The sequence below is a fragment of the Flavobacterium plurextorum genome (genome assembly GCF_024638035.1).
Taxonomy (GTDB): domain Bacteria; phylum Bacteroidota; class Bacteroidia; order Flavobacteriales; family Flavobacteriaceae; genus Flavobacterium; species Flavobacterium plurextorum.
Map to the genome: position 1 here is coordinate 2001440 of NZ_CP100442.1, position 22123 is coordinate 2023562.

Below are 22123 nucleotides of genomic sequence, written 5' to 3' on the forward strand. Positions count from 1 at the left end.
TGTGGTCTAAATTGACTCTTCTTAATTTTGTGTCTAAATACTTAGACTATGAAAATCTTAATCATTTTATCAAAATTACAAGGGCAGTTTATCAATTTTATGCGAATCGCTATTCTTATCGTTATGGTGTGGATTGGCGGACTTAAAGCTTTTCAATATGAGGCTGACGGAATCGTTCCTTTTGTAGCCAACAGCCCTTTGATGAGTTTCTTTTATAATAACCCGCAAGAATATAAAGAACATAAAAATAAAGAAGGGGAGATGGTTCAAAAGAATATTGAATGGAATCATCAAAACGGAACGTATAGTTTTTCGTATGCTTTGGGAACCGCTATTGTTATTATTGGTGCGTTGACTTTTTTGGGGATTTTTAATAATCGTTTGGGACTTATCGGCGGATTGCTTACTGCAGGTATGGCATTGGTAACTCTTACTTTTTTAATTACAACTCCAGAAACTTGGGTTCCTAATTTGGGAGGCGATCTGCCAACTCCGCAATTTGGTTTTCCTTATTTATCAGGAGCTGGTCGATTAGTTGTAAAAGATATTATTATGATGGCCGGCGGTTTGATTGTTGCTTCCGATTCTGCTAAAAAGCTTCTGAAAGATTAAAAAAATGAACAAACAAAAGTTATTTAGATATTTGTTTGCGCTCATCATGATTGTTTTGATGGTCGGCATTTCAGAATGGCTGGGTGAAAAGGAAATTTTGTTTCCCGAAATGGCAGCATTGGTGCTGGGATTTTGGGTTATCGATAAAAAAATATGGACAGTCAGCAGACCAATGTTAATAGTGTTGATGACTGTTTGTGCTTTTTTTGGAATTTTACTGGTTCGTTTTTCTCCATTTCCACTTTTAGTAAACATTGCCATTTCATTTGTTTTTACTTCGGCATGTCTTGTTGTAACACGAACTACTTTAATACCCATAGCATCTGCTGCGATGCTGCCTGTGTTATTAGGAACGGAATCTTTTATTTATCCAATTTCTGTATTTGTAATGAGCCTTTTGGTAGTTTTTGGACAATGGTTTTTGGAGAAAAACGGACTGCGCAAGGCGGTTATAATTGATCGAAAGAAAGGAAAATACAAACATACACTTCAGCATTGGATCAAATTACTTTTTGGCTTACTGCTTATCGCGGCGATTCCGGTTTTAAATAATCAATTGTATTACATAGTTCCACCATTAGTAGTTATGTTTATAGAGTTCAGCTCATCATCATCAGGATTTAGAAATCGTCCGCTGCAGGTTTATTTGGTTGTTGTAATCGCCGCTTTTTTAGGAACTATTTTTCAGTATTATGTGCATACACTACTTGGCTTGTCGCTGATGTTTACAGTAACGCTATTGTTTTTATGCCTTTTTGTACTTTTTGAAATCACCAGAAAACCATTTGCTCCAGCTTGTGCTATTGCTTTGGTTCCAATGATTATTCCTCAAAACAATCTGCTTTTATATCCTTTTCAGGCAGCAGTTGGTTCAGCCGTATTTTTATTTACGGCGACGGTGTTTTTTTTAAAATGCTATCGATGGAAACGAGAACATCTTCTAATTTGTTTTCTTCCTCAGTTTATCAGATGCAGAATTGATCGCCCAAATCGTAAAGAGCGAAAAATTCAAGAATTAGGGTAAAATTAAAAGGAGAATATTACTTCCTGTTTTTCAACCATCTTTCGATTGGTTCAATGGCGGTGTTTATAATGATAACAATAAGTGTACAAATTAAAGCTTCGGCAAAATAACCAGAAGCAGCAATACAGCCAATTGCGGCACTGCACCATATTGTAGCGGCCGAGTTTAAGCCATGTACATTATCGCCTTCTCTAAAAATGACTCCTGCACCTAGAAAACCAACGCCCATAACAACCTGAGCCGTTATACGAGTTACATCAACATTTAAGGCAGTATCTGCAACTTTTATAGATAATAATACAAAAGTTGCGGCCCCTATAGCCACCAGTGTATTCGTTTTTAATCCCGTTTCTTTATGATGCCATTGTCTTTCAAAACCTATAATTAATCCCGCTAAAGTGGCGGCAGCAAGTCTTGTTAAAAATTCTGTCGTGCTCAAAATTATTACTTTTTAGATCATTAAAAAAGATTCATTTTCTTGTAAAAGCTGTAATCTTAACATAAAGATATTTAAAAAATAAATATACTCAACGAGTTTAAAAAGAATCTATTTTAATGCCTCAAACAATATTTCTACCGGATGTTGTGCTTTGCGACCTGTACCATCTGCAATTTGATGCCTGCAGCTTGTTCCTGATGCCGAAATTAATGCAGCCTGTTCTTCTGAACGAATTGTTGGAAACAAAACCAGTTCTCCTATTTTCATAGAGATATCATAATGCTCTTTTTCATAACCAAAAGAACCCGCCATACCGCAGCATCCACTCGGGATGTTTAAAACGGTATAGTTTTTTGGCAGCATTAAAATTTTCTTTAACGGTACTAATGAGGATAAAGCTTTCTGAAAACAATGTCCATGCATACGCACACGTTCTATTTTATCAGTAAAACTGGCTGATGAAATATGACCTTTGTCTAGTTCTGAAGCTAAAAATTCTTCAATTAAAAAGGTTTTTGAAGCCGCTAATTTTGCTTTTCCTTTTAAATCGCCGCGACATAAATCGGGATATTCATCTCGAAAAGATAAAATTCCCGAAGGTTCTATTCCAATTAAAATTCCATCTTTAGGTATACTTTTTTCAAAATCAAGAATATTTTGTTCGGCTATTTCTCGCGCTTCTTTCAACATTCCTTTAGAAAGATAGGTTCTACCGCTGATACCAATTTTGGGAATTTCCACTTGATAACCTAAATGATTTAAAAGTTTAACAGCCGTTTGACCAATTTCAACGTCATAATAATTCAAAAATTCATCATTGTACAAATACACTTTACCATTTGTAAAATCGCCTTTTTGAGTATAGTTTTTCATCCATTTTTCAAAAGTGATTTTATGCATTAAAGGCAATTTTCTTTCCACTGCAAAACCCGATGCTTTTTTTATAATATTTCCTAAAACACCTTTGGTCGATAAATTGTAAATCCAAGGTACTGCTGCAAACAAATGATTTATTTTAGGCGTATTTCCAATCAATTTCGAACGGAATTTAATGCCGTTTTTATCGTGATAGTGTTGTAATGTTTCGGCTTTTAGTTTTGCCATATCAACATTCGACGGGCATTCAGATTTACAGCCTTTACAGCTTAAGCATAAATCGAGAACCTCAAGAAGACCTTCATCATCAAATTTGTTTTCTTTCTTCGAATTAGTTATCGTTTCTCTTAAAATATTTGCTCTTGCACGTGTTGTGTGTTTTTCGTCGCGAGTTGCCATATAGCTTGGGCACATTGTACCGCCGCTTTTTTCGGTTTTTCGGCAGTCTCCAGAACCATTGCACATTTCAGCTGCACGCAAAATTCCGTTGTGCTCAGAAAAGTCAAAATAAGTTTCAGGCATTGGTGTTTCTTGACCAGCTGTATATCTTAAACTGGTATCCATAGGCGGCGTATTTACAATTTTACCAGGATTAAAAACACCCCAAGGATCCCAAACTTCTTTTATTTGAACAAACATTTGATAGATTTCGTCACCCAGCATAAGCGGAATAAATTCTCCTCGAAGTCTTCCGTCACCGTGTTCGCCGCTCAAAGAACCTTTATATTTTTTAACTAAATGTGCAATGTCTGTTGCGATAGTTCTAAAAATTGCTGTGCCTTCCTCTGTTTTTAAATCGATAATAGGGCGCAGGTGCAATTCGCCCGTTGCGGCGTGAGCATAATGCACACAGTTTAAATTTCTTTCTTTTAAAACTGCATTGAAATCTTCAATAAAATCTGGTAAATCGTTTACATCGACGGCCGTATCTTCAATTACAGCAACAGCTTTGGCATCGCCGGGAATATTTGATAATAGACCTAATCCAGCTTTTCTTAAAGCCCAGACTTTATTAGTATCTTCTCCGTAAACGATTGGAAAATGATATCCAAGATTTTTAGAACGCATCAAAGCTTCCATTTCTATCGCAACAGCGTCAATTTCTTCTTGAGTATCACGTAAAAATTCGACTGCTAAAATCGCTTGCGGATCGCCTTTTACAAAAAAGCGATTTTTGCTTTGCTCAATGTTTTCTTTTGTGCATTCTAGAATATAATGATCGATTAACTCAACGCTGTCTGGATTGAATTTTAAGGCTTCAATATTGGCTTTTAATGATTCGTTTATGCTGTCAAAATGTATGCAGACTAAAGCGGCGTGAGGTTTTAGTGCTTCAACTAAATTTAATTTTATGGCTGTAGAAAAAAATAAAGTTCCTTCAGATCCTGCAATTAATTTACAAAAATTGAACTTTTCGTCTAAGTTTCCAAAAGGCATAGAATCTGCCAATAAATCTAAAGCGTAACCCGTATTTCTTCTAGGAATTGTTTTTTTAGGAAAATTATCCTCGAATAATATTCTGTTAGTTTCAGATGATAAAAGATCTTTAGCTTGAAGATAAATGGCTTGTTCGAGAGGGCTTACGATATTAATTCCGTTGCATTTGTCTTCGAATTTGGCATTTGTCAAAGCACCAAAAGTAACCTCGCAGCCATCAGCCAGAAAGCCTTTAATTTCAAGTAAATGTTCACGAGTAGAACCATAAACAACAGATCGTGCACCGCAGGCATTATTGCCAACCATACCGCCAATCATGCAGCGATTACTGGTAGAAGTTTCAGGTCCAAAGAACAGTTTATATGATTTTAAATGAAGATTTAATTCATCACGAATTACTCCGGGTTCTACCCAAGCCGTTTTTTCAATTGGATCAACGGAAATGATTTTGGTAAATTCCTGCGAAATATCAACTATAATTCCATTTCCTACCACTTGACCAGCAAGTGAGGTTCCGGCAGCACGCGGTATTATGCTGCTTTTATTTTCTCTTGCAAAGGCAATGATTTTCTGAATATCTTCTTTTGTTTTTGGAACTGCAACGGCCAAAGGCATTTCTTTGTAAGCGCTTGCATCAGTAGCATAAAGCAGACGCATGGTATGATCGTAAAATAATTTACCTTCTAATTGCTTTTCTAAACTTTCAAGATTAATAGAATTCTTGGAAAGGATATTATTGTTATTCATTTTAATACAGTAATTATATAGAAGATTGCCTTATCCAAGGTTATTCGGATAAAAAGTCAGGAATAGTCTTTGTTTGTTTTTGCTGTTTTTTAACACATAATCCAGAAACTCAATTAGAGTTTTGTCATTTCTCCCTTCGGTCGAAATGACAATATTGTGTTCAAAAGTTTGGATTATGTGTTAAATATTTTTTACAATTCGCTTAATGCAATGTCAAGTAATCGCACCATTTCATCGGCATTTTGTTTGCTGAAAGTCATAGGTGGTTTTATTTTTAAAACATTATGCAAAGGACCGTCTGTACTGAGTAAAAAGCCATTTGCTTTCATTTTTTCGACTACAATATCTATTTCAGGAACGGCAGGTTCCATTGTTGTTCTGTCTTTTACCATTTCGGCGCCAATGAATAATCCGTGTCCTCGAACATCACTTATTATTGAGTATTTTGCCATCAAAGTTTTAAGACCGTTCATCAAATGATTTCCTACTTCAAGTGCATGCTGCTGCATTTCTTCTTCCTGAATAACATCTAAAACGGCTAATCCTGTTGTCATAGAAACTGGATTTCCTCCAAAGGTGTTAAAATACTCTAATCCGTTATTAAAAGAATCTGCGATTTCCTCTGTTACAATTACTGCTGCGAGTGGATGCCCGTTGCCAATTGGTTTCCCTAAAACAACAATATCCGGAACTACATTTTGTAATTCAAATCCCCAGAAATGATCTCCGATTCTTCCAAATCCTACTTGAACTTCATCGGCGATGCAAACACCTCCAGCGGCTCTGACATATTCGTAAGCTGTTTTGAGATAGTTTTCTGGTAACGGAATTTGTCCTCCGACTCCCAATAAAGTTTCACAAATAAATACAGCAGGTGCTTTATCTTCTTTCTTTAAATCTTCGATAATTCGTTGTACATCAGCAGCATATTTTTCGCCTGCTTTTTCATCGCCATATTTAAAAGGACCTCGATATAAATCGGGATTGATTGCTTTGTGAATCCATGGCATTTGACCAAAACCGCCTTTGCTGTCAAATTTATACGGACTCATTTCCATTGCCACAGTTGAGGTTCCGTGATACGCATGATCTAGTACAATAATATCTTTTTGTTTGGTATAATGACGGCTCATTCTAATAGCCAGATCATTTGCTTCGCTGCCAGAGTTTACAAAATAACAAACACTTAGTTTTTCAGGTAATGTAGCAGTAAGTTTTTCTGCATATTCTGTTATCGCGTCATTTAAATAACGTGTATTTGTGTTCAAAGTCGCAATTTGTTTTTGCATTTTTCTAACTACAACTGGGTGGCAATGCCCAACATGCGATGGATTGTTTACACAATCTACAAAGGTTTTTCCTTTGTCATCATACAAATATTGCAGTGCGCCTTTGACAATTTTTAATTTGTCTTTGTAACCAATGCTTAGGTTTCGACCAATTTTCTTTTTACGAACTTCAAGTAAATCGCTATAATCCGTATCATTTATTAATCCTTCAAAACCACAAGCTTTTCTAAAAGCATCTTGTGCTTTGATTGGATTAATTTGAATTAACTTATACAATAAATCCCAAGCTGGTTTTTCAGTAATAAAATGATGTTCATTATTACTGTCTAACGAAGCATTGTAAGCAGATTGTGTAACGCTGATGCAAAGTCTTCCAGCTATTAAATAATACAATAAATCTAATTCCTGTTCCGTAAGTTTATATGCTTCATGATACCCCTGAACAATTGATGCCGCAACAGCGATCGGATCTTCTTCATCGAGCATGGCATAAGTACAAGCGATAGCTAGATTATTGATAAGAGCGGTGTAAACCATATCGCCAAAATCAATTAAACCACTTACACGATTACCTTGCACTAATACATTGTAGTCGTTGGCATCGTTGTGTATATAAGCATGTCTCAAGCGATGTATTTGAGGCAGAACTTCTGTGTCAAATTGAAGTAGAAAATAACCTGCAATACGCCTTTTTTCGTGATTTAGAATGTGTTTTAAGTTATCTCCAGCTTCACTCGCATGACTAATGTCCCAAGTGTAATTGCGATGCATTGCAGGATGTGAAAAATCCTTTAAAGCATGGTCCATATTCCCTAAAAAAGAACCTAAATTATAATGTAATTCAGTTGTTTTAGCCTTTTCATCTACCCAAAAAACACCCTCTAAAAAGTTTAGAATTCGTATATAATAAGTATGGTTGTCAAGTACGATTTTAGTTAATTCACCGCCTTGTTTATTAATGCAAAAATGCTGAAAACAATTAGAGATGTTACTTCTCGTTAAGTGTTTTATGATTTCAACCTGAGCTTCTAAAAAAGGAAATGAGTGACTCTCATTTGATACTTTTAGAATGTACTTTTCATTTTTGTCATTCGATAAAAGAAAATTTAGTTCATCATATCCATTTAATGCCTTTACGGTTACGGTTAATCCGTAATGTTCTTTTACTAAGTCTTGAATAGCTGCTTCTGAAAACGTCATTGGTATTGTATTTTATTGTTTTTGTTTGTTTTATTTTTCGCCACAAATTGCACGAATTTACACTAATTATTGTGTGTATTCTATTTGAAAAAATTCGTGCTAATTTGTGGAATTATTGGCAAACTTTTATTTCCAAATCACAGCTTGCGCAGGCTGTAATGGGTTTTGTCCAACCAATATTTTACTTCCTTGAGGAATAGGCAGATTAATAGGCTCATTGGTATAATTTACACCTACATAAAAACCATCTCTCCATTCTATAAAAACGCCTTTTGGTAAGTTTTCAATCGCAACTTTGGCACGAGAATACGTATCGCGTACAATTTGTCTCTCTAAACTTCCATCGTTGCTTTCTGCTCCAATATAAGTGATAGTTCCTTTACCTAATTTTCGAGTTACAGCTGCTGCTTTGCCTTTATAAAACTGATCGTCATAAGTGGCTAAAACTTCTGTTCCTTGTTTAGGCGATAAAACATCAGCCCAAGTATTCCATTTGTAGCTGTTGTTTCCTGCCTTAATCGTTCCGTTTACATCAGCCACGAGCATATCAAAAAAGTCGACATCAGCACCTATTAAAGGAACAATAGGAGCATTCCAATTTGCTTCGAAAAAATGACCGTTTCTGTCTTTCTGTCCTGTACGGCAAGTTAGAATTAAATTTCCTCCGTTCTCTACATATTTTTGCCATTTTGCTACCAGCTTTTGATCAACAAGCTGATAAGCCGGAGCAACAATAAATGGATAATCATCAAAATTAGCCTCTTCCGTAATAAAATCCATTGGCGCACCAGTTGATTTAACAGCCGAAGTATAAGTGTTTCTGTGTTTCCACGTATTCCAGAATTTAGTTTGTTTCTGGTTTTCTAAATCCCAAAGATTGTCATGACTCCATAAAAAACCAGTTTTTCTTTTCGCAATATCTTGCGGTATTACAGCTTTCGGATTGTATACTTTACGAAGCAATTTCATGTCTTCGATAGATTGTACAAATTCTTTTCCACCTTGTGTAAGTGTTACACCATCAGTACCAACAATTCCGTCATGATACATTTCACTGCTTCCAAGCGGATGTCTATATCTGTACGTACAAGTAAAAGAACAGCCGCCGCCAAAAGCCTGTGAAATCCACATGTGAACAGTTCCTGGAAGTAACTGCGGATTAATACTTGCCCAGTTTACCTGCCCAGGCTGTAATTCCATAACACCAGTAACGCCAGTTATCGATCTGTAGTAATCATTTGCTTCTGAAATTTTGCTTGGTGAACCCATTCTAAAACTATCGCCGCCTAACGGATTTTGACCGCTTACAGGATACATTGTATAGGTTATAAAATCCATTTTGTCAGCACTTCTTGGATCAGCGTCATAAATTACGTTGGTAAAGTTTGTTGTAATCCATTGTTTTGGATCAACATATTTTCTAAGTATTTCAGCTTGTCTGTTCAAGTATTGAGCTTGAGCATCAGATGTAAATCTTTTGAAATCTAAAACGGCATGCGGACTCAATTTATCTTCAAAATACATTTCTGCATTTGGTAAAATAATTTGTTCAAAGTTATTGTAACGTGTGCTCCAGAAATTTCCAACCCATTCTGTGTTTAACTTTTCGATTGTTCCGTATTTGGCTTTAAGCCAAATTTGAAATGCTTTGCGTGCCGACGGACTAAAATCTGCTGTGCCAAGAGGTTCATTGTCGATCTGCCAGCCCATGATGTTTTTATTCTTACCGTATCTTTTTCCTAATTCGGTAACAATTTGATCTGTAAATTGGCTGTATTTTTCATTTGTTATAGACACATTCGCTCTGTTTCCGTGTTCTCTGCGACGGCCGTTTGCATCTACTAAATAAATTTCAGGGTATTTTTCTCCCATCCATGCCGGCGGAGTTGGAGTTGGCGTACAAAGAATCACTTTTAAACCTTCTTTTTCGGCTATAGCCAAAGCATCGTCCAGCCATTTAAAATCATAAACGCCTTCTTGCGGTTCCATGTAAGTCCAGGCAAATTCAGCAAAATGCGTAAATTCAAAACCAAGTTTTTTAATGTTTTTCAGGTCGCGTTCCCATTGTTCTCTTGGCCATTGTTCAGGATAATAATAAACGCCAATCTGCATTAAATCAGGTTTTGAGAAAAAACGCTGTGGATCTTTTTTTTCTGAAGAAACTGCTTTTTTATTTTGAGCAAAAATAGGTGTCAAATGACTGCCTGCAATAAATGTTACTGCAGCAATAAATTTTGCAAGAGATATATTTTGGTTGAACATATTTTGTCTTGTTGTGTGTTAATTAAATTTAGATCGTTAGTTTTAAGCTGTTGGATGTAATATTATAACTTTTTTAAACACATAGAAATATAGATTTTATATCTGAAAAAGGTTACAAAAAGAAATTTATTTCTTTCATATAGCCAGTTAGTTTATTTAAAATAAGTAAAACACCTTCTTTTCGATTAAAAAAAACTATCCTCTATGTGTTTAAAATTACTGCATCCAGCGTTTTATTATTTGTCTTCTAAAAGAAGCATTAAATAATGCGCCGCCGACCAGCTGAAATTATAAGCTTCAAGTCCTTTTCCAGTTAGAGGCTGATAATTTTCTCTAATAGAAGTTCCTTTGTCTAGAACACCATCGGCATTATGAATAAGCTTATGCGCTAATTGATTTGCTTCGTTTGTGTATCCGTATTTTTCAAGTCCGTTGATGCCAAAATAACTTTGATCCAGCCAGATTGGTCCTCTCCAATAACCACCTTCAGCTTTAAATTTCGGATGATTTGCTGCTAATGTCGGTAAGGGAACAAATGTGTTGAAAATTGCAGGATTAAGCATGTTTTCTTTCATTAATTTAGTTTGTTCAGGAGTTGCAACTTCTGCCCAAATTGGCAGATATCCCTCGCATCCCATAATCTTTATTAACGATTTTCCGTCGATTGTTGTGTCGTAAAACCAACCCGTAGAAGCATCCCAAAATTGAGTTTGAATTTTAGTTTTTAGTGTTGTGCTTTCCTCTTGCCAGTCTTTTGATTCTTTTGTCAATTTTAAAACTTGAGCCATCTTACTCAAATAATTTTTTTCGGCATACAAGAATGAATTTAAATCGACACTTTCCTGATCTAAAGAAAAAGCCTTTTCTCCGTTTTTCAAGATTTTACTGTCATCAAAACGAACTGCATTATCCATTCCGCTTTCCCATTTTCCTGCAATTAGAGTTCCGTCTGTTGAGCCAAATTCGCATAAACCATCTTGATCGTGATCACGTTCTTTGTACCACCAGTTATGATATAGTTTTAATTTTGGATAAAACTCTTTTAAGAAAGCAGCATCTTTTGTTTTCTCATAAATTTTCCAAATTGCCCATGCTGCAAGTGGTGCTTTTGTGTTGCGGTAATTGTTTTCTTCGATAAGATTATTTCTATAAACACAATCAGGAATAAAACCGTTTGGTTCTTGATAATCAAATAAAGCACGCATTTGGTTTTTTGCCAATTCAGTATCATAATTAGCAACAGCGGCCGCATGTTTCCAGCTGTCCCATGCCCAAAATCCATGAAACCATTCATAATTGTAGCTCGGAAAAAGACCTCCGTGTTTTAATCCTTCTGCTGCAATTCTGGTATTGTTTTGTAATGTCAATTCTAATTTTGCAATTAAATCAGAATAAATATTGTCTTTGTAAATCGCTTTTTTCTTGGCAATTAATTGTGCCAACAGATTTTCTTTTTCTTTTTGTGTGTTGTTCAACAGTGTGTTAAATGTTGTTTTAGCTATCGTTTCTTTTTCTTTCTGCCATGAATACTGTGGAAAAATAAAGGTTTGAGAAACAACAATATCTTTAGTTTCATTAGGCTTTAAAGTCAGTTTTTCAGTTTGAGCCTTATAACCTTCTTTTGTAATTTCGATTGCAGGATTTGAGTTTAAAAACTGAATGTATCCAATCGCTTTACTTTTTGAAGAAACTATTTTTAAAGTTTTGTTTTCATCGGATAACTTTAAATCATTTAAAAAAAGAGAGGCATTATAAGACGGATAAAGTGTTATTGTTTTTCCTGTTTTATTGGTGATACTTGTTTTTTGAAGTACCGAATGACCTGACAAATAAACAAGCTGTTGTTTTACGTTTACTTTTTCGTTCTGAAATTGCTGCTCTAAATGGCTGTTGTAACTGTTTTGATTTACTAAAGTGTTTTTCCAGTTAATGACTTCGTTTTTATTTTCGTCAGTAAGCTGTAAAGAAACAGATGATGGACTCAGCCAAACTCCGTTTTGTTCTGTCATTAAAAATGGACCAGAAAACCCTGCCTGCGTATTTGGTGTATCCAAGAATCCGAATGCAAACCAAGCGCCTTTATCTGAAAAAGCCAATGAGTTACGATCTGTAGCATTCGCTGGATTTCCCTTATAATTTAAGCTGTTTTTTGCGGATTCTAAAATTGGAAATCCTTTTTGCGCCGAGCTGGATTGTAAGATAAAAAAGAAGGATAGAATAAAAAGTGTATGCCTTTTGCCCATGTTATTTCGTCTTTATTGAGTATTTTTTGTTTTTATTTCAGCTGTTTATATGAATCGATGCTTTTCGATAAATATAATATTGTGGAGAATGGTTTAAAAAATACTATCTCCAGCAATTTGCTATTAGATAAAAAGAATAGCCCAAGAAATATAGGGCTATTCTTTTAAAAATTGTAATTATTTAATGGATTAATTTGCTTGCAATTCTGTTATCGGAATAGGGTAGAAGTTGTTTTTTGCAGCATCAAACCCAGTACGTCCTGCAGCATCAAGAGCAGTTTTTGTTTTTCCCCAACGACGTAAATCGTAAAAACGATAGTTTTCAAGCGGAAATTCAAGAATTCTTTCGTGCTCGATTTGAGCTTTTACAGCGCTTGCAGTTGTTCCTGTCATTGCTGGCATATCTGCTCTCTTACGTACTTTGTTGATGTACGGAATTGCTTCTGGTGTACGACCTAATTCGTTTAATACTTCGGCCTGCATCAACAATACGTTTGAGTATCTCATTAATGGAACGTTGATTGCAGTAAATTCTTGATTCATTTTTTCTTGTGTACTTGGAATAAATTTACGGAATACAGGTTTGTCTGTATCGCCAAATTTTTCATCATAAGTAGTTCCTAATACTAACGGATTATTTGGATCATTAAAATAAGGATCTTTAAAGAAAATAGTACTGTAAAAACGAGTGTCGTAGTTACCTGTAGTTGCCGTTTTTCCTTCTTTCTTAAATTCGTTTATAAGTACAGTGCTTGGTAAAATTTCATCCCATCCGCCTAATTCTGCAGCAGCCATCCAATAATGAAGGGCATTACGATAAAAGGCGCCATTTGCTGTTGTTTCTGTAAACTGCAATTCGAATATTGATTCTCTGGTATTTTTAGAAGTACCATCAAACATAGAAACGTAATCTTTAACTAACTCATATCCTTGTACTTTGTTAAGTGCAGTAAGAGATTCGTTTAAGAAAGCTTGTTTTTGAGCAGTTTCTTCATAAGCTCTGGTTAAATAAGCAAATCCAAGGTAGCTGTTTGCAGCACCGCTTGTTGCGCGTCCCGTTTTATCTGCAGATTGTTTTGCAGGAAGTACTGCTGCCGCAGCTTTAAGTTCGCTTGTAATAAAATCCCATGCTTCAGCACGTGTTGATAACGGAATGCTTAGATCGCTTTCTTTAGTAATGTATTTTTTTCTAACATAAATCTGATCCCAGTTTAGAAGCAGTTTCATGTGGTAATAAGCACGTAAAAAACGAGCTTCGGCTTCAATTTGTGCTCTGTCAGCATCGTTTAAGGTAGCAGCAGGAACTTGAGGCAATTTATCGATAACTTGATTAGCATTACTGATTCCTCTGTAGTTAAGTCTCCAATAGGTTGCAAACTGCGGGTTTCCATTTGTATAAGTAAAGGTCGAAAGCTCAACCCAGCTTTGGTAGTTTAAGGCGTCGCTTCCTAAATCGCAAATGTCTTCACGATACGCTTCAACAGGCCATTTTACTTCGGCGAAAGCCCATTCGTCAACAGCCGCTTCCAATTGTGAATAGGTTGCTGCCAAAGCAGATTCAGCATCGGCTTTATTTCTCCAGAAATTACCCGAGGTAAGCTGGTCAGGAGATTGCTGGTCTAGATAATCACTACAACTTGTAATAGTGAATAAGCTTATGATGGATAATAAATAAAATATCTTGTTCATGATTTTTGTCTTTTTTAAATAGAATTAAAATATATATTGAACACCTGATACAAATGATCTTGTAAATGGATAAACAAAACGATCAACACCTGTATTAAGAACAGATGCACGAGAAAATTCTGGATCAATACCTGAGTAATCAGTGATTGTAAATAGGTTCTCAACACTTACATAAAATCTAAGTTTGTCTATTTTAGCTTTACCTAACATTTTACTTGGGATTGTATATCCTAATTGTATTTGACGCATTCTCACGAAGTTTCCGCTTTCAAGAAAACGATCAGATTCGCGGCTGTTTCCGTTAGGATCTTGCAATACGGCGCGTGGCATGTTGCTGCGGTTTTCTGGTGTCCAAGAATTTAGAGTTGTAGCCAGCATATTGGTTCCAGCACTCATAGATTCGTAAAAATATCTGTTTCCGTTATACAGTTTATTACCCCATCCGCTTCCTATTAATGCAGAGAAGTCGAAACCTTTGTAACTCGCTCCTAAACTAAGATTTGCTTCTAATTTTGGTAATCCTGTTCCAGCGTAAGCTTTGTCATTTTCATCTATAGAACCATCGCCATTTAAATCTTTAAAACGAATATCTCCAGGCTGCGCATTTGGTTGTAATAAAACACCGTTTTTGCTGTGTGCATTTACTTCGTCAACAGTTTGGAAAATACCATCGGTTTTGTATAAGTAAAAACCACTTATTGGGCTTCCTACACGTGCTTGTGTTGGGAAATGTTCTTCTCCAAATTTCAATCCTTCACCATAAATAGTTTGCCCTTCGTTTGCAAGAGATTCTACGTTGTTTTTAAGAGTAGTAAGGTTGAAACCTACGTTGTATTTAAATTCATTAACTTGATCACGATAGTTTACCTCAAGTTCAAAACCGCTGTTGCTGATTTTACCAACGTTAAGGATCGGGTCGTCGATACCAGCAGATGGTGCTAATTTTTTTGTAATCAATAAATTATCGGTAACATTGCGGTAGTAGTTCATCGAACCACTGATTTTTCCATTTTTAAGCGTAAAATCGATACCAACGTTTTTAGAATCGGTTGTTTCCCATTGCAAGTTTCTGTTTTCTAATGCAGTTGCAATACTTCCAGGCCAAGGGTTGTTTCCAACGCCTTGCACATAACCATTGCCTAAAGTGTTTCCAGTTTTGATTAAAGTATTGGCAGAGTAATATCCTAAAGCAGCTTCGTTACCCAATTGTCCCCAGCTTGCACGTAATTTTAAATTTGAGATGAAAAAATCTTTTGGGAAGAAGTTTTCTTGATCTATTTTCCATCCTAAAGCAATCGATGGGAAAGTTCCCCAACGGCTGTCTTCTCCAAATTTAGATGAACCATCTTTTCTAACTGTCATTTGAAGTAAGTAACGATCGTTGAAAGAGTAGTTTAAACGGCTGAAAAAGGATACACGGTTGTATTGAAATTTTGAACCGTCAGCAGAGTAAGTTCCTCCTTTACCTGCACCGATAGTTTCAAAATTTGGATCTAAAAATCCAGACGGACGATCGATTGATACTAATTCTCCGTTTTCTACAGAATAGTCTGTTGTTTTTCCTTCAACACTTACTTGATTCCAGTTTGATGATTGACCATTAATAGTGTTACCAAGCATTAAACCAAAAGTATGTTTTCCAAAAGTTTTATCAACAGTGATGATATTATCTAATATCTGTTCATCCCAATGAGTTCTCAACTCTGTTTGCATTGGATAAAGATGTACTTCTTTTGGATTAGCAATAAATGGCGGAAAATGAGCCATTTGCTGATTGTTTTTCATGTGGTAAGAATAGGCAATTTTATATTTCAGCCATGAAGTAATGTTTGCTGTAATAGCAATATTTGCTGTCAAATCCTGTCCGTTGTCTTTGCTTTTTCTAAAATGTTCTTCTGCCACTGGATTTGTTCCTGCCGGAAGTCCATTTTTACCCGTTAATCCATAACCATATTGTTCATTTGAATCGTAAACAGGAACTAAAGGAGCCATTGTATATACCTCTTTTAATTGAAAATTAGGCAGTGCATTTTGTGTTGCTATATAAGCCATTTTTCCATCTACATCAAAAATAGATTTCTTAAAACTCACTCTTGCACTTGCAGTTTGCTGACCAAAATCATTATCAATTACAACTCCTTTTTGTTTTACGTAGTTACCATACAAAGCAAATTTAATATCGCCTTGTCTTCCTTGAACTCCTAAACCATAATTTTGAGTAAGTCCTGAACGGAAAACTTCGTCCTGCCAGTCTGTATTAACATCAGATGGAGCAGTAATATAAGCAGGAAGCGGTTTTGGCGATGTAGCATATTTGTTATATTCATCATACATTCTTTTATGTACTGTACGATAACCATCAGCATCTAATAAGTCTAAAGTGTTAGCAACATTTGTTAAACTTAAAAACGAACTAAAATCTACTTTTATACCTTCTTTTTGACCATTTTTAGTGGTAACGATAATTACCCCATTTGCCGCAACAGATCCGTAAATCGCAGCAGCAGCTCCATCTTTAAGAACCTCCATCGATTCGATGTTTGTTGGGTTTATGGTTTTAATATCGCCTTGAAATCCGTCAATAATATAAAGCGGTTCAGTTGCTCCAAAGGTATTTACTCCACGTATTTTTACCCTTACATCAGCACCGGCAATACCACCACTTTTTTGCACATTTACACCCGCTACTAAACCTTGCAGCGCTTCGGCAGGATTTGTCGTAGCTCTTGCTTCAATGCTTTCTTTCTTAACAGATGAAATGGCTCCGGTAACATTACCTTTTTTCTGAGAGCCGTAACCAATTACAATAACCTCATTAAGCTTATTGGTTTCTTCAGCCATTGTTACATTAATCGTAGTCCGGTTGTCTGCAGTTTCTATTTTTTGAATAAAACCCAAGAACGAATAAATGATCGTAGGATTTGTCAAATTTGATGGGAATGACAAGGTATAATTACCATCAAAATCTGTTGAAGCATTGTAGTTTGAATCTTTTATAGAAATGCTTACGCCTGGTAACGTATTGTTTTTATCATCAGTTACTTTTCCAGTTATGCTTTTTTGTGCTTGACCATAATGGAGAGTTGGCAGCCATAAACATAATAGTAAAGGAATAAAATTCAGCTTCCTAATTAATAGTTTTTTCATTTGGTGATAGTTTTTGGTTAATTAAAATCCGATAGTTTTTCTTTTTTTTTAGTTTTTTAAAATTGTTATAAAAGCAGTTTATTTTTTGGCTTCGGTTTCAAACCTGATGTATAAAATGCGATGAATTTTTAATCTGTTTTTTTAGTTTTTTTTAGTTTTTGCTTACAGATCAAATTTTATTCCTTGCGCCAATGGTAAACTAGTAGTATAATTGATTGTATTGGTTTGTCTTCGCATGTATACTTTCCAAGCGTCAGACCCAGATTCTCTTCCTCCTCCGGTTTCTTTTTCTCCTCCAAAAGCGCCGCCAATTTCAGCACCAGAAGTTCCTATATTCACATTTGCAATACCACAATCAGAACCTGTAACGGATAAAAACAGTTCAGCTTCTCTTAAATTATTGGTCATAATTGCCGATGATAATCCTTGTGCAACACCATTTTGAACAGCGATTGCATTCTCAATAGTTCCTGAGTATTTAAGTAAATACAATACAGGAGCAAAAGTTTCGTGCTGTACGATTTCGAATGAATTATCTGCTTCAGCAATTGCAGGTTTTACATAACAGCCGCTTTCGTATCCTTCGCCAGAAAGTACGCCGCCATCTACTAGAATTTTACCTCCTTCGGCAACTACTTTTTCAAGAGCATAGTTGTACATTTCGACTGCTTGTTTGTCGATTAATGGTCCAACATGATTCTTTTCATCCAAAGGATTTCCAATACGTAATTGTTTGTAAGCCGAAACGATTGCATCTTTTACTTTGTCATAAATGCTTTCATGAATAATTAAACGACGTGTAGATGTACATCTTTGACCTGCAGTTCCCACAGCTCCAAAAACAGCACCAATAACCGTCATTTTTATATCAGCATCCGGAGTTACAATAATGGCATTATTTCCTCCCAATTCTAACAACGATTTTCCTAAACGTCCTGCAACTGTCTGCGCTACAATTTTACCCATGCGAGTAGAACCTGTTGCAGAAATCAACGGAATACGGCTATCATTTGTTAGTATTTCACCAATTTTATAATCGCCGTTGATCAAACAGGAAATCCCTTCAGGGAGATTGTTTTCTTTGATAACTTCAGCAATAATGTTTTGACACGCAATTCCGCAAAGAGGTGTTTTTTCAGATGGTTTCCAAACACAAACATCACCGCAAATCCAAGCCAAAGCTGTATTCCAAGCCCAAACGGCTACTGGGAAATTAAATGCCGAAATAATTCCAACGACACCCAAAGAATGGTATTGCTCGTACATTCTATGTCCAGGACGCTCAGAATGCATAGTCAAGCCATGAAGCTGACGCGAAAGTCCTACTGCAAAATCGCAGATATCGATCATTTCCTGTACTTCGCCATAACCTTCCTGCAATGATTTTCCCATTTCATATGAAACCAGTTTACCTAAAGCTTCTTTATTTTTGCGCAGCTTTTCGCCAAACTGACGTACGATTTCACCACGTTGAGGTGCCGGCATTACTCGAAATGTTTTGAAAGCAGTTGTAGCTGCCTCCATTACTTTTTCGTAATCTGCTGCTGTCGAAGTTTTAACTTTAGCAATTAACTGTCCGTCAACAGGAGAAAAACTTTCCAGTATTTCCCCGTTCGAAAAGTTATTTAATCCTGTTGACGTTCCTTCGTTAATTTCCTTTATGCCTAATTGGTTTAAAGCTTCTTTTATTCCAAATTGTAATTCTGTTGTTGTCATTTTGACCTTTTTTGATATGTTATTCAACTTTTATCGGACATTAAAAAAGCTGATTTTTTGATAAGAGAGATTGCGGTGAATCAATCTGAATTGTAATTATTTTTAACACATAGTCCCGATAGCTATCGGGATAGAATTTACATTCTCAAAAAAGGCGTTTCACTTGCATTAATACACATAGATATGTGTGAGAAATGAGTTCCTTTTTGATTTACTTTTTTCAAAAACATAAAATCTATGTTTCTATGTGTTTAATTTTTTATGCATTATACCCAATGTTTTGAATATTAAGATTTTTGCAGTTTAACATCTGTGCTTTCAAATATTTTATCGGCAGATGAAGCAACAAATCCTTGATATAATTCTCCGTTTGACATTGGATAACGAAGAGCAAATTCATAATAGCAAGATGGGATTTCCAGAGCTCCTTCTTCAAAATCAATTGTATACAAATCAGCCAATGTACTTGATTGCTCTAATAATTGTTCTGGAGTACCTTTAATTTTTCCGCCAGATTCATTTAATTTCCAGCCGTTGTTTTCTAAGAAAGTGTTCAGTTCCTCTAATGTTTCAAAATCTTTTAAAGCATTAGTATTTATAGTAAAGTGATTGGCTCTAAAACCGTAAACATACATCCAGGCAGCATATTCAGATTCACTTAATAATGATTTATAGATTTTCTGTGAATTTGCCTTCCAAACAGAACCGCTTAATACTAACTCAGGATTCTTGAATGTATCATCATCACAGCTGTTCAAAATGTCTTTTACAGTTTCCTGCAATTCATCAGAACATTTTTCTAATTCCAATTCAGAAATAAAAATTCTTGGAGCATCTTTATCTGTAGCGTGTTCGTAATGCTTTGCAAATAATTTTTTAGTCTCAAAATTGTATTCACCTTTTGCTTCGTAACCAACATTTAAAAATGGTTTTTCTAATACCTCTATATTAATACGTTTATCATTAAAAGTTCGAATTGCGATATGGTCATTTTTTATTACTTCACCTTTTTCTTCTAATAATTCATGAATTTTTTTCGCTGATGGAGTAATAGCTGCATATTGCTCCCATAGTTTTGTAAGTAGTTGATCTTTATTCATTTTGGTTTTGTTAAAAATGTGTGATTATGACACAAATCTATATAAAATGATGTTATTGTAACATTGTGTGTACGTGATTATTAATAATTAGACATTTCGTGATTGTTTTTTTGTAATTTTGACACTTTAAATGCTGGAATCAGCTTTAGAATTGTCAAAATAGTATAATCAATCCAAAAAAACGAACCATGGCAAGTGCAAAAAACAATGAAAATACTGACTATTTAGATAAAGAAATCATCAAAAAACTTAGTGAAAATGGAAGAGTGCCATTTTCTGATTTAGCTAAAGAATTAAACATATCAAACTCGCTCGTACATTTAAGGGTCAGGAAATTGCAAGAGTCTGGAATTATTACCGGATTTTCGGTAAAACTGAATGCCAAAGAACTTGGTTATGAAACGGTTACCTATACAGGGATTGTTACTAAAGAAGCGCGTTTTTCTTACTCAATTGCCGAAAAATTGAAGGAAATTCCTGAGGTAATTGAATGTCATTGGGTTTCTGGAAAATATGCTTTATTTATTAAAATTGTATCCTATAATAATGAAGAACTTCGTAAAATCTTATACGAGCAAATTCATCAAATTGAAGGTGTAGGAAGTACAGATTCTTTCTTCTCATTTGGTTCAGCTTTTGAAAAAAATGTACCTGTATAATAAATTAAAAAAACGCTCATTAGAGCTGCCTTTTAGAGACAAGTAAAAAAGCAACACGGATTACACTAATTGTCACTAATTTGTTTGTGAAATTAATTTCACAAACAAGATTAACCTATTAAAATTGATGCAAATTGTGTTCAAAATTTATTTGTAATAGTTATTTCTACCAAATAAGGCTGAAGAAAAAAGTTTCTTCAGCCTCTTTTTTTAATTTAAGTTTGGTTGTTCTGTTAACCATCTTGTCAGTGTGTTCATTATTTTATTTTGATCCTGCTCTGAAAAGTTTTTTATTCTAGTTGCATGACTGCCGCCGGCTAAAACCATTTTTAAAGCATCGAGATTTGAATTTGGAGTGGGAGAACAAGATTCCCAAGTATCATAACCGCCATAAATGTATAGTATTTTTGAACCTTTAGTTTCTACATAATCCCTCACTTTTTTAATGTATTTTGGATTGTAGGTTATTCGTACATCTTTTGGTGCAAAGCGATTGTTCGACGTGCTTTTTACAGTTGTCAATAAATCTTTAACCGGTGTAAAATCAAATCCGTAGTAACCTAGCTCGCTCATATGCTGATAATACGATGGCAATAAATCATAATAATTTTTGTCGTTATAGTAACCAATTCCAACAATTTTGTTCATATAATCAAACAGCGTTTTTGATGATGCTGTGCTGTTTGGAATGTCTTCGCATTTTCCTCCCCACTGCCAGAACGAAAAAGGAAATTCAAGAACGCCATATTCTAACGCTTCATCAAAAGAAACCTCAGTAAAAGTCATTTTTTCTTGTTCAGCATATGCTTTTATTTCTTTAAGAAGCGCTGTTCTGTTTTGAAGTAAAGTACGTTGAAAATCAACTATTTTTTTACGACATTCGGCAGTTCCTACAGTTGCCAGATGCTGTTCGATTCTAGGATCTTCCTGTGTGTTTATTAAAGGAGCTACATACGGAACTGCAACATCAATATCATTAGGATATTTCGATTTGTAAATTAAAGTTGTTTCTCCGCCTTTACTAATTCCAGTCGAAATCCATTTTCCGGTATACAATTGTTTCAATTTTGTTACAATCGAATGATAATCGGCAATCGCCTGATCATTAGTTAAATATTCCCATTGAATTGGATTAGGTCTCGAATTTCCATAAAAACGATATTCAACAATTACCTGATTCGTATGCAGTAAAGAACTTAATTCGGTTTTTTTATAGCGTGCCGCATAACCTTCAGTTTCAATCACCATTGGACTTTTAAAATCTAAATGCGATAAATAAACATAATGCTTAAAAGTTCCTTTTTTTGGATTATTGTGGTCTAAAGGTTCGTTAAGAACTAATTGATAAGACTCGCTAAAACCATCAAGGTCTTTAGTTTTTGTAATAGCAGCATCAGGAAATAATTCCTTCAATTTGCTTTCTAAGCTCGTTTGAGCTGTGGTTTCAGTTTGAGCAAAACTAGTACAGAATGTCAAGGAAACAGACAGTACTACTAAAATGTGTTTTAACTTTTTCATTATTTTTTAAAATTGTTTTTTATAAAAATAGGATCATAAAGCCTAATCAATTTGTACTATATTAACCTTAAGTTGATGTATGTTATCTGATTTTGGGTGAAATAGTATTATCATAAAATAATCTTCTATTTTTAACCTGTTGGGTGCAATTCAAAAAATATTCAA

Annotated in this window: 13 protein-coding genes; 3 read left to right on the forward strand and 10 right to left on the reverse strand. The window is 35.1% G+C overall.

Annotation, left to right across the window (positions count from 1 at the left end; translation table 11 throughout):
• Positions 1-48: 48 nt before the first annotated feature.
• Together rclC and NLG42_RS09000 are read left to right on the forward strand one after the other, a co-directional pair.
• The gene (gene rclC / locus NLG42_RS08995) at positions 49-612 is read left to right on the forward strand and encodes a reactive chlorine resistance membrane protein RclC (RefSeq protein WP_089058282.1); all 564 of its coding nucleotides are present in this window, start codon (positions 49-51) and stop codon (positions 610-612) included.
• Between the two features lie 4 nt (positions 613-616).
• Positions 617-1636, forward strand: a complete 1020-nt coding sequence (locus tag NLG42_RS09000; protein ID WP_257683522.1) for a hypothetical protein — start codon at positions 617-619, stop codon at positions 1634-1636.
• Positions 1637-1652: 16 nt separating this feature from the next.
• Here NLG42_RS09000 and NLG42_RS09005 read toward each other — a convergent pair whose 3' ends face one another.
• From NLG42_RS09005 to NLG42_RS09045, 9 genes are all read right to left on the reverse strand, one after another.
• Entirely contained in the window at positions 1653-2075 is a 423-nt protein-coding gene (locus NLG42_RS09005; protein WP_089058284.1) for an MgtC/SapB family protein, read from the reverse strand.
• Positions 2076-2183: 108 nt separating this feature from the next.
• Positions 2184-5135 (reverse strand): FAD-binding and (Fe-S)-binding domain-containing protein, encoded by a 2952-nt coding sequence (locus tag NLG42_RS09010; RefSeq protein ID WP_257683523.1) that lies wholly within the window; start codon positions 5133-5135, stop codon positions 2184-2186.
• A gap of 191 nt (positions 5136-5326) precedes the next feature.
• Positions 5327-7624: an aminotransferase class III-fold pyridoxal phosphate-dependent enzyme gene (locus NLG42_RS09015; protein ID WP_257683524.1), complete on the reverse strand. Its 2298-nt coding sequence runs from the start codon at positions 7622-7624 to the stop codon at positions 5327-5329.
• A gap of 126 nt (positions 7625-7750) precedes the next feature.
• On the reverse strand, positions 7751-9886 hold the full coding sequence (locus NLG42_RS09020; RefSeq protein ID WP_257683525.1) for a beta-galactosidase: 2136 nt from the start codon (positions 9884-9886) through the stop codon (positions 7751-7753).
• 236 nt (positions 9887-10122) lie between these two features.
• Positions 10123-12129, reverse strand: coding sequence for an MGH1-like glycoside hydrolase domain-containing protein (locus NLG42_RS09025; RefSeq protein ID WP_257683526.1), 2007 nt, complete (start codon positions 12127-12129; stop codon positions 10123-10125).
• A gap of 189 nt (positions 12130-12318) precedes the next feature.
• Positions 12319-13818 carry a RagB/SusD family nutrient uptake outer membrane protein gene (locus NLG42_RS09030; protein WP_257683527.1) on the reverse strand — a complete coding sequence of 500 codons (1500 nt, stop codon included), beginning with the start codon at positions 13816-13818 and terminating at the stop codon, positions 12319-12321.
• Positions 13819-13842: 24 nt separating this feature from the next.
• On the reverse strand, positions 13843-16965 hold the full coding sequence (locus tag NLG42_RS09035) for a SusC/RagA family TonB-linked outer membrane protein (RefSeq protein ID WP_257683528.1): 3123 nt from the start codon (positions 16963-16965) through the stop codon (positions 13843-13845).
• Between the two features lie 162 nt (positions 16966-17127).
• On the reverse strand, positions 17128-18681 hold the full coding sequence (amaB, locus tag NLG42_RS09040) for an L-piperidine-6-carboxylate dehydrogenase (RefSeq protein ID WP_257683529.1): 1554 nt from the start codon (positions 18679-18681) through the stop codon (positions 17128-17130).
• 287 nt (positions 18682-18968) lie between these two features.
• A complete protein-coding gene (locus tag NLG42_RS09045; protein ID WP_089058291.1) occupies positions 18969-19781 on the reverse strand; it encodes a DUF1338 domain-containing protein in 813 nt (270 codons plus the stop codon).
• Positions 19782-19969: 188 nt separating this feature from the next.
• Between NLG42_RS09045 and NLG42_RS09050 the strand changes: the two genes are divergently transcribed.
• Positions 19970-20440 carry an Lrp/AsnC family transcriptional regulator gene (locus NLG42_RS09050; protein ID WP_089058292.1) on the forward strand — a complete coding sequence of 157 codons (471 nt, stop codon included), beginning with the start codon at positions 19970-19972 and terminating at the stop codon, positions 20438-20440.
• 210 nt (positions 20441-20650) lie between these two features.
• Here NLG42_RS09050 and NLG42_RS09055 read toward each other — a convergent pair whose 3' ends face one another.
• Complete coding sequence (locus NLG42_RS09055; RefSeq protein ID WP_257683530.1) at positions 20651-21958, reverse strand: S28 family serine protease; 1308 nt, start codon at positions 21956-21958, stop codon at positions 20651-20653.
• Positions 21959-22123 lie beyond the last annotated feature (165 nt).

Bases quoted from the DNA above. Each gene is read 5' to 3' on its own strand.
- rclC (WP_089058282.1), top strand. From the start codon at position 49: ATGAAAATCTTAATCATTTTATCAAAATTACAAGGGCAGTTTATCAAT.
- NLG42_RS09000 (WP_257683522.1), top strand. From the start codon at position 617: ATGAACAAACAAAAGTTATTTAGATATTTGTTTGCGCTCATCATGATT.
- NLG42_RS09010 (WP_257683523.1), bottom strand. From the start codon at position 5,135: ATGAATAACAATAATATCCTTTCCAAGAATTCTATTAATCTTGAAAGT.
- NLG42_RS09015 (WP_257683524.1), bottom strand. From the start codon at position 7,624: ATGACGTTTTCAGAAGCAGCTATTCAAGACTTAGTAAAAGAACATTAC.
- NLG42_RS09020 (WP_257683525.1), bottom strand. From the start codon at position 9,886: ATGTTCAACCAAAATATATCTCTTGCAAAATTTATTGCTGCAGTAACA.
- NLG42_RS09025 (WP_257683526.1), bottom strand. From the start codon at position 12,129: ATGGGCAAAAGGCATACACTTTTTATTCTATCCTTCTTTTTTATCTTA.
- NLG42_RS09030 (WP_257683527.1), bottom strand. From the start codon at position 13,818: ATGAACAAGATATTTTATTTATTATCCATCATAAGCTTATTCACTATT.
- NLG42_RS09035 (WP_257683528.1), bottom strand. From the start codon at position 16,965: ATGAAAAAACTATTAATTAGGAAGCTGAATTTTATTCCTTTACTATTA.
- amaB (WP_257683529.1), bottom strand. From the start codon at position 18,681: ATGACAACAACAGAATTACAATTTGGAATAAAAGAAGCTTTAAACCAA.
- NLG42_RS09045 (WP_089058291.1), bottom strand. From the start codon at position 19,781: ATGAATAAAGATCAACTACTTACAAAACTATGGGAGCAATATGCAGCT.
- NLG42_RS09050 (WP_089058292.1), top strand. From the start codon at position 19,970: ATGGCAAGTGCAAAAAACAATGAAAATACTGACTATTTAGATAAAGAA.
- NLG42_RS09055 (WP_257683530.1), bottom strand. From the start codon at position 21,958: ATGAAAAAGTTAAAACACATTTTAGTAGTACTGTCTGTTTCCTTGACA.